Here is a 12,911-nt window from a genome sequence, read left to right as displayed (position 1 = left end):
GTTTGGGTCGGCAGGACGGGATTCCAGCCTGAATCGCCGCCGAGCCCGAAGGCGCGGCAGGCATCTCGTCTTTTCCTGGCGGTACCGAACCCGACCCAAAGCCGCCACGAAGCCCCCTGCTACACTCCCCGCTCACCATCAGCCGCAGACTCTCGAAGCCTTCTCAACCGGCCTTCGACGTGATCTTCATGCCCGAGCGAACTGCTGATGATTCCATGCACGAACCTCGGGGAACCCCATGCAGATCAGAGTCCGGTTTTTGGACAACCTCCGGCTGGAAGCCAGCTTCGATGACTTCCGGGTCATCACCGATCAGGCGATCCGCTACAAGGGAGACGGGACCGCGCCCAACCCCTTCCAGTACTTCCTCGCGTCGTCAGCCCTCTGCGCTGGCTACTTCGTCAAGGTGTACTGCAACGCCAACGGCATCCCCACCGAAGACATCCATCTCGTTCAGGACAACGTCGTCGAACCGGACAACCGGTACCAGCAGACGTTCCGGATCCGCGCGGATCTTCCGGAGGGACTCTCCGACGAGCATCGTGACGGCATCGTTCAGGCCATGGATCGCTGCACCGTCAAGCGAGTGATCCAGAACGGTCTGGGCTTCGAGATCCGGGCGGGCGGCGACGCCGAGAGCGAGCCTGGCACAGCAGCGGTGGACGAATCGAGTTCTCTCACCAGAACGATGATCCCGGGGAAGGACTGCTCGCTCGAGGAGACGATCGCGACCATGGGCGCGCTGATCGAAGGGCTCGGAATCAAGATCGAGATCGCGTCGTGGAGGAACATCGTGCCCCACGTGTGGTCCGTGCATATCCGCGACGCCGAATCGCCGATTTGCTACACGAACGGAAAGGGCGCCACGAAGGATGCGGCTCTTTGTTCGGCGCTCGGGGAGTACCTCGAACGCATGAGCAACAACTACTTCTACAACGACTTCTATCTCGGTGAAACGAGAGCGAACGCTGCGTTCGTTCACTACCCCGACGAGAAGTGGTTCCAGCCAGGACCCGACGACTCGATCCCCGAAGGCCTCATGGACGAGCGCTTCATGGAGGCGTTCGACGAGGAGGGCGAACTCCGAGCCTCGCACCTCGTGGACGCGAACTCCGGCGCCGTCGAACGCGGCATCTGCGCCCTCCCGTTCCTTCGTCAGTCCGATCAGCAGACGGTCTACGTCCCCGCCAACCTCGTCGGGAACATCTTCGTCAGCAACGGCATGAGCGCCGGGAACACGCGCTACGAAGCGCGCGTGCAGTGCCTGTCCGAGATCTTCGAACGCGCGGTGAAGAAGGAGATCATTCTGGAGGAACTCACGCTTCCGGATGTGCCCGAGGCCGTGCTCGGACGTTTCCCGACCATCGTCGAGGGCATCGCGAAGCTGGAAGAGGAGGGCTTCCCCGTCCTGGTGAAGGACGCGTCGCTCGGCGGACGGTTCCCCGTCATGTGCGTCGCGATCATGAACCCGAGGACCGGTGGCGTCTTCGCGTCGTTCGGAGGGCATCCCCGATTCGAGGTCGCTCTGGAGCGAAGCCTGACGGAGTTGATGCAGGGCCGAAGCTTCGAGGGCATGAACGACGTCCCTCTGCCGACGTTCGACGAGTTCACGATCCAGGAGCCGAACAACATGGTCGAGCACTTCATCAACTCGACCGGCGTGGTCTCATGGAAGTTCTTCAGCCAGGCCGCGGACCACGAGTTCGTCGACTGGGACTTCGCGGGCTCGACGGAGGAGGAGTACGGGTACCTGATGGGGATCCTGCAAGACCTGGACAAGGAGGTCTACATCGCGGACTACGAGGATCTGGGCGCGAGCGCCTGCCGGATCCTGGTGCCCGGCTACTCCGAGATCTATCCAGCCGAGGACCTCGTGTGGGACAACACCAACCGAGGGCTCGCTTTCAGGGAGGACACGCTCAACCTTCATTCGCTGAGCGACGACGAACTCCTGAGCCTCCTCGAGCGACTCGAAGAGAGCGAACTCGGCGGGCACACGTCGATCGCCATCCTGATCGGCGTGGCGTTCGATGAAAACTCGCCGTGGGGCAGATGCACGATCTGCGAGCTCAGCGTCCTGATCTGCCTCGCCCTCGGGAAGCTCGAGGAAGCGAACGAGATGCTGGGCACGCTGATGCAGTTCAACGACAGCGTTCCCGAGCGGACGCGGTTCTACCAGGTCCTGAAGGCCGTGCTCGATATCACGCTGCGCGACGATCTGGAGCTTCAGGACTACGTTCCCAACCTCACTCGAATGTTCGACGAGGAGATCCTCGGCCACGCGGTCGCGAGCGTGTCGGGTGAGACCCGGTTCTACGGGCTCACGCCGACGGACATGAGACTCACGGGCATTGACAAGCACCTGAGGCTCCTCGAAAGCTACGAGAAGCTTCAGGTGGCGAGGCTCGCCAGCGTGACGGCGCGGTAGCGCCGGTCAGCGTACGTTCACTTCGAGGCCGTCCGAGAAGTTCGAGGTCGTACCGCCTGCGGAGGTGTCGCGGTTCCAGGCCTGGAAGCTCCAGCTCGATCCCGCGATGGCCGCGACGAAGCCGTTCGGCTGGGGGATCGCCGACAGGTCCAGGTCCAGGGCGAAAGTCCCGGTGGCACCGCTCGACTGCACCTGTCCCGGTCCGACGTAGCGGCCCACGGCGCCGCCGAGGCAGATCCTGCCCGAGGACGCGATCACCGGCGTGGCAGGTACCTGGGTCTGGCTCGCGAGGAAGAAGCCGAAGGCGTTCGCCGGCAGCTCGAGTACGCGCAGGCGCAGGGTGTTGGCCTGCGCCTCGTCGGAGCCCGCCGCGAGGATCCGCGAGGGCTGGCCCGTGCTGTTCGGCACCGCCGGGCCACAGAACGAGGTCCCCACCAGCCCGTTGCTGGTGTTCTCGTACCAGACGCGGCCGCTGTCCGTGGACTCGACCAGGACATCGATGTCGAAGTCCGAGCCGAGATCCGCCAGCCTCACATGGCGCGACTGATTATTGGGCTGCGGGCGCACCGGAATCACCTCGACGCCGGTGGCACTGAAGCTGGCCCCCGCTCCGAGGGAGCGATAGCCGACGACCTGCGCGGTCGTCGATTGCGCCAGCAGGTCGCGCCGGCCGTCTCCGTCGTAGTCGGCCATACCGAGCAGGGTGAGGCCGCCGATCGACGGAACGAGCGTCATGCCGTTCGACTGGCCGAGCCCCATCGGGCCGCCGGGAGTCCATCCCAGCAGGTCCGTCCCCGGAGTTCCGGTCCAGAGAACGTCGTCCGCACCGTCTCCGTCCACGTCGACCACGAGCGTATCGTTGCCGCCCATGCCGACGGGCTGATTCGGTCCGAAGAGCCCACCGCCCAGGCCCTGGTGCCAGGAATAGGTGTCCCCCTGGAACGGGAAGAGCGTGAAGTCGCTGGTGAGCAAGTCGAGACGTCCATCCCCATCGAAGTCGCCGAAGTCGAAGGATCGGATCTGTGGGAATGCGTCGAAACCCAGTCCCACGCCAGGTGCGAAGACGAGCGACCCCGTGTTCTCGAACCAGGTGAGATCCTGGGTGACCCGGTCGGTGGCCGTGAGGTCGAGATCGCCGTCGCCATCGAGGTCGACGGCGGCCAGCGTTTCGACGTTGAGCTCCGCGCTGCCCTGGTCGAGCAGGACGTCGGAGCCGAAGCCTCCGTTCCCGGTGCTATCCAGGATCCACACCGAGGAGGGGCTGCGCGTCACCAGGATCTCCTCCGCCGTATCGCCGTCGAGGTTCGCGGCCAGGAGTCCGCGGCCCGTGGCGTCCAGGGGGCGCGGGCTCTCGAAGCCGCTGCTGTCCGCTCGCCCGCGGAGCCAACCGTCGAGCCTCGACGGTCCTGGAAGGACGATGTCGTTCACGCCGTCCCCGTCGAAATCACAGACCAGGGTCTCCAGGCCGGGTCCGGAAAGACCGCGTGCGATCCCTGCTTCGAAAGCGGCTCCGCTCGCGTCCTGCGTTCCCTGCCGCGTCATCGACGCGGGCCCCGAAGCCAGGACCACTTCGTGCAGCAGGTCGCCTCGCCCGTCGCCGTCGAAGTCCCCGGCCAGCCCCTTCGTCCGGGCGGCTCCCCTCCCCTGACCCGTGTACCTGAGGGGACCAAAAGAGCCGAGGCCGTCACCGCTCAGAAGCGCGATCCGGTGGACGGTCGAGGACGTGCCGACGGTCGTCAACGCGAGGTCCAGATCGGAGTCGCCGTCGGCGTCCAGCAGGGACAGATCGGTCATGAAACCGTCCGCGAACGCGAGAACCGAGATAGGACTCCCAAGGGCCCCGCTGGCCGTGCCGAGGTAGAGGTCGACGCTCACCTGCGGGGAGATCAGCGTACCGCCCCGGAGCGCCATCACGTCCTCGATGCCGTCTCCGTTGACGTCGCCGACCTCCAGGTCGGAGTAACCGGCCAGCGATGTAAGCTGAGCTTCGATCTGGAGCACCAGTCCCACCTTGCGCAGGATCACGATCGTGCCCGAAGACGGGCGCAGGGCCACGAAGTTCAGTTCTTGGCTCTGGGGCAGAGCGATCGGCTGCGCGGAAAGGAGCGGTTCGGGGAACGACTGGGGAGGTGCGGGGTACCCGAACCCGCCGTTCCCGAGGTTCTCCCACCAGCGGATCGTGCCCGGCGTGGGCAGGGAGGTCGCCGTCGAGCGCTGGAGGTTCGGGTACAGGACGATGTCCTGGTCGCCATCCCCGTCGAAATCGAAGGCTGTGATTCGATCGTCCGGTTCCACTTGCCTGTTGGTGGGCTGGAACAGGAGCGCCGGACCCCCTCGGTCGTAGTAGAGGCCAAGGGTCGGTCCAAGGAAGGGGTTGCCCGACGTGTTCTCAGTCTCGATGCTGACCAGATCGTCCAGGCCGTCGCCATCCATGTCTGCCACCGCAATATCCAGGGGCTTGCGGTGGTCCACCGAGAGAAGGCGATCGAGGACCATCGTCCCATCGGCCGCGAGGCGATAGGCAGCGAGGCCCTGCGTCGTTCCACCATAGGAAATCAGCTCGTCGCGACCGTTGCGATCGTGGTCGAGCACGAGCGTTGGGCGAGGATCGATGGCGATGGGCCGAGGGGTGGAGCCGATCTGCGCTGCGGCGGGTGCAGCGAGCCATGGAGCGATCAGAAGGGGCAGGGAAGCGGCGGCGAGCGTACCGTGGCAGCGGCGGGGAAGTCGCGTTCTCATGGGACCTGGGGAAAGGTAGGTGTGGGATGGTTGGGAAGGATCGAGCCACGATCTGACCTTGCTTCTATCGCGGAAGAATCCGGTCGGATACAGATTATCCGGGCCGCGCTCGGCGCAAATTCACCAACGAACGCCCCTGACATGGCTCATGGTACGCACATTCTCATTTCTCTTTTTCTGGGCCCTTCTGACTCGCGGCGCCCTTGCGTTGCCCGAGGATCACCCGCGCGTCCTGCTGATCATTCTCGACGACGTCGGAGTCGATGCGCTCGGGTGCTATGCCGCTGGGTCAGAGGAAAGTGAGCCGGCAGGCGAGCCGGAAGGCCCGACCGTGCGGACCCCGGAGATGGATCGGCTGGCGGCCCAGGGCGTCCGCTTCGACTCCGTCTGGAGTTGCCCGGCCTGCAGCCCGACGCGGGCGACGATCCTCACCGGCCACTACGGATTTCGGACGGGCATCGGCTCGGTGATCCTGCCGCGCAACCAGGACCCGGGCCTGGCGGCCCACCATCGCACCCTGCCGCGCCATCTCGCGAGCGCGCTACCCGCCGTCAAGAGCGCCATGCTCGGCAAGTGGCATCTCTCGGGCCACGGCGACGGTCCCGATCATCCGCGGGAACTCGGTTTCGATCACTTCCGTGGGACCTCCGGCAACCTCGGCGGCGTCAACGCCCACTCCACCTACTTCGAGTTCGAAGGCACCCAGGACGGCGAGCCCGAACGCCGCGCCGTGTACGCCACGACCGCCGTCACCGACGACGCGATCGCCGCGATGGAACGTTGGGAAGACTCGCCGTGGCTCATCGTGGCGAGCTACCACGCGGCCCACGAACCGCTCCATCGCCCGCCCGCTGACCTCGTGTCCGAGGCCACCGCGAAGGAAGCCGCCACGGCGGGTCGCCCGGCGTTCCTCGCCATGGTGGAGGCCATGGATCACGAGATCGGACGCCTCGTGCGCGCTATCCCCGAGGAGTCCAGCGCGAACACGCTGGTGCTGATCGTGGGCGACAACGGCACGGAATCAGCGGTTTCGCCCGGGGGCCGCTCCAGCCGCGCCAGCGGCAAGGGCACGCTTCTGGAGTCGGGGCTGCGCGTCCCCATGATCGCGATGGGGGCCGGTGTCGCTCAGCCCGGACGTTCTTGCACGCATCTCGTCAACACGACGGACCTCTTCAGCACGGTGACCGAGTGGATGCTCGGCGCTGCACCTGCTGCTCCCGGGGATTCCGTTTCGTTCGCGCCGTACCTGCGCGCGGCCGATGCCGCTCCGCAGCGCGCCTGGGTCTTCGCCGAGCGATTCGAGCGGACGTCGAACGGGCGAGCCAGCATGACGATCGATCGGGTGGCGGTCCGCGGTCCGCGCTTCAAGCTGATCGAGGATCGAGCCAAGGGGACGCTCCGCTTCTTCGACCTCGCGTCGGATCCGAACGAGCGGGTGAATCTGCTGCGGGCAGGCAAGATGGACGCGGACGCGATCGAGGCCATGGCGGCCTTCACCGTCTTCTTCGCGGGCCCGTTCGGAGCAGAACGAAGGCGCGCGCTGCAGTAGCTGCGTCTCCGGGTCTGCTAGTCTACCCGGATGGCCGCCCTCTCCACGCTCCTCCTCGACGCGCAGGACCTGCACGTTCTGCCGACCGGGCGCCTTCAGCTCGGCGTCGAGGTCGTCAAGGCCCTCGGGTTGCCGAGCAAGGTGGCGAAGGCCTTCGCGGAGTCCTCGGCCGCAGGATTGATCTCGCTCGCAGCCGAGGTCTCGGGCGACGACATGCTGCCGCCTGCCATCAAGTACTGGCAGTCCTTCGCGCGCGAGTTCCTCACCGTGCTCTGCCAGCACGTGGGGGACGTGCGAGAACCCACGCCGCTGCCGCCGGGTGAGGCCCTCCGCGAGTGGGCGGAGAAGGCGCCGCCCGCGCCCGGATCCGAGTACGTCAGCGTCGACCTGCTCACGGAGCTCTGGACCCAGATCGACGAGCACATCGCCCGGCACGCCGGTTCGCTGGAGAGCTGGCTGCGGGCCGTCCATCCGCTCTGGCGCATGGTCGGACGCGTCACCTTCCACCTCGCCGAGAACAAGCGCAACGACCTCTTTCCCTTCGCCTTCCTGGCGACCTACACGCACCGGGTGTCGGCGGCTGGCACGCTCCAGTACCTGCCGCTCGGACGCGCGCTCAAGCAGTACGCGGGCGAGAAGAACACGCGCGCGCTGAAGTCACTCCTCGAGCCCGTGCAGGCCGCCGCGAAGTCGAGTGAGTTTGCGGCCGAGCTGCTGGAATCGAAGCGCGTGTTCAGCGCGCTCGCGTGGCGCGCGCCCGACGCGCTGAGCTTCATCCAGGAAGCCGAGGCCTTCGAGCAGGCGGGCATCGTCGTCAAGGTCCCGGACTGGTGGAAGAAGGGGCGGCCGTCGAAGGTCCAGGTCGACCTGAAGATCGGCGAGGGCAGCGACGCCAGGGTCGGGATCGACTCGCTCGTGTCGTTCAAGGCGAGCCTTGCGCTCGACGGCGAGACGATCACCGACGCGGAGTGGGAGAAGATCCTCGCCTCGCCCGACAACCTCGTGCGGCTCAAGGGGCAGTGGGTCGAAGTCGACCGCGAGAAGCTCGGCCAGATGCTCCAGCACTGGGAGCGCGCTGCCGGGACCGGGCTGACGCTCACCGAGGCCATGCGCATGCTCGCGGGCTTCCGCGAAGTGGGGGACGGCGGGCTCCTCGATGGCGCGCCCGAAGGTGGCGGGGACTGGCTCTCGGTCACCGCGGGCGGCCGCCTGCGCTCGCTCCTGGAGGAGCTTCGTCAGCCCACCGAGAGCGAGCCGCCGAAGGCGCTGAAGGCGACGCTTCGACCGTACCAGAAGGTCGGCTTCCAGTGGCTCTCGTTGCTCGGCGGCCTCGGCCTCGGCGCCTGCCTCGCGGACGACATGGGACTCGGCAAGACGCTCCAGGTGATCGCGCTCCTGACGGCCTCGAAGTCGAAGAAGGCACCGCCGTCGCTCCTCGTCGTCCCCGCTTCCCTGGTTGGAAACTGGCGCGCCGAGTTCGAGAAGTTCGCGCCGACGCTGAAGGTGTTCTACGCGCACCCTTCGCAGACCGAGCGCAGCCTGCTCGAGGACGTGGGGCAGTCGTCCGAAGGCCACCACGCCGTCGTCACCACGTACTCGATGCTCGGCCGGCTCCAGGGCATCGACGCGATGATCTGGAACTACCTCGTGCTCGACGAGGCCCAGGCCATCAAGAACCCGCGCACCGCCCAGACGAAGCGCGTCAAGGCGATCCAGGCCCGCGCGAAGGTGGCGCTCACCGGCACGCCGGTGGAGAACAGCGCGGCCGACCTGTGGTCGCTCTTCGATTTCCTGAATCCGGGGCTCCTCGGGACCTCGTCGCAGTTCGCGGACGTGCTCAAGCGCGGCGATGCCTACGGCAAGGTGCGCACGCTGGTCTCGCCGTACATCCTGCGGAGGCTCAAGATTGACAAGCGGGTGATCGACGACCTGCCCGACAAGGTCGAGATGCGCACCGACTGCGCGCTGACGAAGGGTCAGGCCATCATGTACCGCAAGTCCGTGGAGAGCCTCAAGAAGGAGCTCGCGCGGGACGACCTGGAGGGCTTCGAGCGCGCGAGCCTGGTGCTCACCTACCTGATGCGCTTCAAGCAAATTTGCAATCACCCGGCGCTCTTCACCGGAAGCGGCAACTTCACGCCGAAGGACAGCGGCAAGTTCGACCGCCTCGGTGCGATCGCCGCGGAGGTCGCGGCGCGCGGCGAGAAGATGCTCGTCTTCACGCAGTTCCGCGAGATGACGGCGCCGATCCGAGAGTTCCTGGACGAGCGCTTCGGCCGCGCGGGCCTCGTGCTCCATGGCGGCACGAGCGTCAAGCGCAGGCCGAAGCTCGTGGAGCAGTTCCAGAGCGATACGGGCCCTCCGTTCTTCGTGATCTCCCTGAAGGCGGGCGGCACGGGTCTCAACCTCACGGCCGCTTCCCACGTGGTGCACTTCGATCGCTGGTGGAACCCCGCCGTCGAGGACCAGGCCACGGACCGCGCCTTCCGCATCGGCCAGAAGCGCAACGTGCTCGTGCACAAGTTCGTGTGCCGCGGCACGGTCGAAGAGAAGATCGACGCGATCATCCAGGACAAGCGCGGCCTCGCTGCCGAGTTGCTCGAGTCCGAGGGCGCGGAGAAGCTGCTCACCCAGATGGGCGACCAGGAACTCCTGGACCTCGTGGCCCTCAACCTCGACCAGGCGGTGTTCTAGCGATGTCCTGGAACGAGTACGGCGGCTACGAATCGGCCGCGATGATCAAGAAGCGGATCGCACGCGAGATCGCGAAGCGCCGCAAGGGCGGGCAGGCGTTCGTGCCCGTCGAGTGCCAGGTCGCGCGCGGCGTTCCGGCGAAGACGTTCTGGGGCAAGGCGTGGTGCACGAACCTCGAGTCCTACAGCGACTACGAGAGCCGTCTGCCGCGCGGCCGGACCTACCTGCGCAAGGGGAACGTCTACGACCTCAGCATCGAGGAGGGCGCCGTCTTTGCGTACGTGGCGGGCAGCGAGATCTACGAGGTCGAGATCTCGATCGAGGTGCTCGAGGAGTCGCGCTGGGAAGTCCTCAAGCAAGCGGTGGCGGGCGAGGTGCGCAACCTCGTCGACCTGCTCTCGGGCGAGCTGGGCGACGGGGTGATGCAGGCCGTGACCGATCCGGAGAGCGGTCTGTTCCCCGCGCCGAGCGAGATCCGCCTGAGCTGCAACTGCCCCGACTGGGCGGACGTCTGCAAGCACGTCGCGGCCGTGATGTACGCGATCGGCGTCCAGCTGGACGCGTCGCCCGAACTCTTCTTCAAGCTGCGGAAGGTCGACCACGCGGAGCTGATCCAGGCGGCGACGACCGCTGGCCCGAACCTCGCGAGCGGCGACTCCAGCGCCGAGGTCCTGGTGGCGGACGAGCTGGCAGAGCTGTTCGGCATCGACCTGGCCGATCCCGAGAGCGCCTTCGGCTCGAGCTGATCGCCCAGGGGCGGTCGGGGCCGCTTCTTGTCACGGCGCTCGTGACGGTACCGCCATGGATCCTCGCCGCGCCGGAATGCGCTCGCTCCGGATCACTGGATCAAGATCGCGACTGCATCGGTGAAGTTCGACGCCGATGTGCCGACCGCCAGGTCCCGGTACCACGCCTGGAAGCGCCACGTTTCGCCGCTCGCGGGCGAGAGGATACCGGTCGGTTGAGGCAAGCTCTGGAGGCTGATCGTGAGCGCGGCGAAGCCGTTCGCGGTCGCCGTCACGATCTGGCCGGGTGCCGCGAAGCGTCCGATCATGCCGCCGAGGCAGAGCGTGCCCTGGCTACCGCCCGGGCCAACCACGAGGCCGGTCTGGCGGCTCGCGAGGAACAGGGTCGTCGAGCCCGCGGGCAGATTCAGCCCTTCGAGGGTCAGTGCAGCCTGCGCGGTCGCGCCGGAGCCGACTACACGGAGGCCCGCGGGGAGTCCGCTGGAATTCGGGACCGCGGGCGAGCACTCGCGCGATCCGAGTTCACCGATCGAGGTGTTCTCGAACCAGCCGACGCGGCCCTGGTGGGATGCGCTGATCAGCACGTCGAGGTCGCCGTCGCCGTTCACGTCGTCGAGGCCGAGGCTCGCCACCTCGTCCAGACGGAGTTCTGTTTGCTGGAGGCTGTTCGCCGCCGGGCCGCCGACGGCGAACCACTCCAGCGTTCCGAGGGCGCGGTTGTTGCGCCGGTGATACACGACGAGGGTCGCCTCGCCCGACGGGCCGGCGGGTCCCGCGCCGATGGCATCAGGCCGGTCCGCGAAGGTCCCGAGGTCTTCGGGAGCGCCGAAGAGGCCGGTGCCCGTGTTCAGCGCCCTCTGGATGAGCCGAGAATTCGGGCGAACCCAGAGGAGATCGGCGGCTCCATCTCCGTTCAGGTCCCTGGCTGCGAGTCCCATGAGGTCGAACGTCGACGCCGCCGTGACGGGGACGGCAAAGGTGCCAGCGCCCAGGCCGCGGTACAGCTCGAGGAAGTATCCGGCAGCCCTGCGGTCCACGGCGACCAGGTCGAGGGTGCCATCGAGGTCGAAGTCCTCGGCGACCAGGCCGCGGATCGAGCCGGTGCCGGTGATGAGCGTCCGGCCGGGCGCGAAGCTGCCAGGTGCGAGCTGCTCGACGACGATGACGACCGGGCTCGACGCTCCGGCGAAGAGAACGTCGAGGTCGCCATCACCATCGAAGTCGAAAGCGTCGGGTGCTACGGCGAGGGGAGCCAGGGCGGAGCCGATATGCCGGGGTAACCCGAACGCGCCGGCCGTGCCCGAAGGCACCCACCACGCGTCGCCCGCTGGCGTGTCCACGATCAGGTCCGCCGGTCCGGTTCCGTCCAGGTCAGCCAGGCGCACGTGGCTCGCCGCCTGGAGCGAGGGCACGACGCGTGCTGGCGCCGCGAATCGGTTTCCGCCCAGGCCCCGCGCGAGGAACACGCCATCGCTGGTGGACGCGGTGATCACGTCCTCGAGGCTGTCGAGGTCGATGTCGACGACGACGGACTCGGCCGCGGCGGGAACGGGTTGCAGCAGATCGACTGCGTCGCTTTCGAAGGCGGGTCCCGTCGGGGGCACAGGCGCACCCGCGACCCATTCGACCGTATCCGTTCCACCGACCACGAGCAGGTCGGATCGTCCGTCCGCGTTGACGTCGGCCAGGTCGAGGGCACGTGCCGCGAGGCCGCCGCTGTTGAGGAACGAACCGCGATCGACGAACTGGAAGCCACCCAAATTCTCGATCCAGCGGAGCGACGGCGCTGCGATCGAGGTCGAGATCACGTCAAGGTCGCCGTCGAGGTCCGCATCGACGGGCTCGAACTTCAAGAAATCGCCGGTCGTGACCCCCAGGTCGATACGCGCACCGAAGGCCCCGCCACCGAGGTTCTCGTAGAACCGGATCGCGGCGAAGTGGGTGGCCGCCATCGCGAGGTCGAGGTCCCCATCTCCATCCAGGTCGACGGCCCGGAGATCGCTCGAGCGGAAGAACGCCTGGTTCTCGATGCTGTTGTGCGACCAGGGTCCTGCGCCTCCAGGATTCCTGTACCAATCGATGCGTCCGTAGTAGCCGCCCAGAACGGCGTCGGGCAGGCCGTCGCCATCGACGTCGAAGTACGCGAGCTCGGAATAGGGCGCTGCGAGGTCAAGAAGCTCCAGTGGCTGGGCGAGCTGGCCGCCGCCGAGGTTCTCGAAGAGCAGAGGTCCCGAGGAGGTCGGGCTCGAAGCGGCGCGCATGACGATCACCTCGTTGTCCCCGTCGAGGTCGAAGTCGAGGATGTGGATCCTGGATCCGAGGTCGAACTGATTCGTGACGAGGAGCGTCGCGTCAAAGCTCCCCGCGCCGTCGTTCCGCAGCCAGCTCGCGTCGTTGCCGTTTCGGTGGGTCACGACGATGTCGCCGAACCCGTCGCCGTCGACATCACCCACGGCCAGGCCTCGCATGGGATTCGGGAGGGAGCCCGCGAATCGGGCCACACTGGAAGGACCGTCAGGGCCCCCCGAGAACCACACGATGCTGCGGGTCTCCGACGAAGCGCAGACGACGTCCACCATGCCGTCTCCATTCAGGTCACCGTGCGCGAGGAGCTGGGCACCCGGCAGGGCCGACGTGATCTCCCTGAACTCTTCAAGATCGGGGGCGGCGAGCGAGCTGGCAGCGAGAGCCAAGGCGAAGGCGAGCATGTTGCGCGGGGTTGCGAGTGCGAGCGGGGTGGGAATCGACCGCGGTG

Annotated in this window: 6 protein-coding genes; 4 read left to right on the top strand and 2 right to left on the bottom strand. The window is 67.1% G+C overall.

Going from position 1 to position 12,911, the window contains the following annotated elements:
• Positions 1 to 238: 238 nt before the first annotated feature.
• Positions 239 to 2,428, top strand: a complete 2,190-nt coding sequence (locus tag Poly30_RS25780; RefSeq protein WP_145204575.1) for an OsmC domain/YcaO domain-containing protein — start codon at positions 239 to 241, stop codon at positions 2,426 to 2,428.
• Positions 2,429 to 2,434: 6 nt separating this feature from the next.
• Here the strand turns inward: Poly30_RS25780 and Poly30_RS25775 are convergent, their stop codons facing one another.
• Positions 2,435 to 5,167: an FG-GAP repeat domain-containing protein gene (locus tag Poly30_RS25775; RefSeq protein WP_145204572.1), complete on the bottom strand. Its 2,733-nt coding sequence runs from the start codon at positions 5,165 to 5,167 to the stop codon at positions 2,435 to 2,437.
• 148 nt (positions 5,168 to 5,315) lie between these two features.
• Between Poly30_RS25775 and Poly30_RS25770 the strand changes: the two genes are divergently transcribed.
• Genes Poly30_RS25770 through Poly30_RS25760 form a run of 3 tightly spaced genes read left to right on the top strand, consistent with a single transcriptional unit; the run spans position 5,316 to position 10,156 of the window.
• Positions 5,316 to 6,716 carry a sulfatase-like hydrolase/transferase gene (locus Poly30_RS25770; RefSeq protein ID WP_145204569.1) on the top strand — a complete coding sequence of 467 codons (1,401 nt, stop codon included), beginning with the start codon at positions 5,316 to 5,318 and terminating at the stop codon, positions 6,714 to 6,716.
• 30 nt (positions 6,717 to 6,746) lie between these two features.
• On the top strand, positions 6,747 to 9,410 hold the full coding sequence (locus Poly30_RS25765; RefSeq protein ID WP_145204566.1) for a DEAD/DEAH box helicase: 2,664 nt from the start codon (positions 6,747 to 6,749) through the stop codon (positions 9,408 to 9,410).
• Between the two features lie 2 nt (positions 9,411 to 9,412).
• Entirely contained in the window at positions 9,413 to 10,156 is a 744-nt protein-coding gene (locus Poly30_RS25760; RefSeq protein WP_145204563.1) for an SWIM zinc finger family protein, read from the top strand.
• A gap of 92 nt (positions 10,157 to 10,248) precedes the next feature.
• Here Poly30_RS25760 and Poly30_RS25755 read toward each other — a convergent pair whose 3' ends face one another.
• A complete protein-coding gene (locus Poly30_RS25755) occupies positions 10,249 to 12,864 on the bottom strand; it encodes an FG-GAP repeat domain-containing protein (RefSeq protein ID WP_145204560.1) in 2,616 nt (871 codons plus the stop codon).
• Positions 12,865 to 12,911 lie beyond the last annotated feature (47 nt).

The organism is Saltatorellus ferox (genome assembly GCA_007751475.1).
GTDB lineage: Bacteria > Planctomycetota > UBA1135 > UBA1135.
Note: the sequence above shows the minus strand (reverse complement) of the source record. Positions and strands in the feature narration are given on the sequence as shown.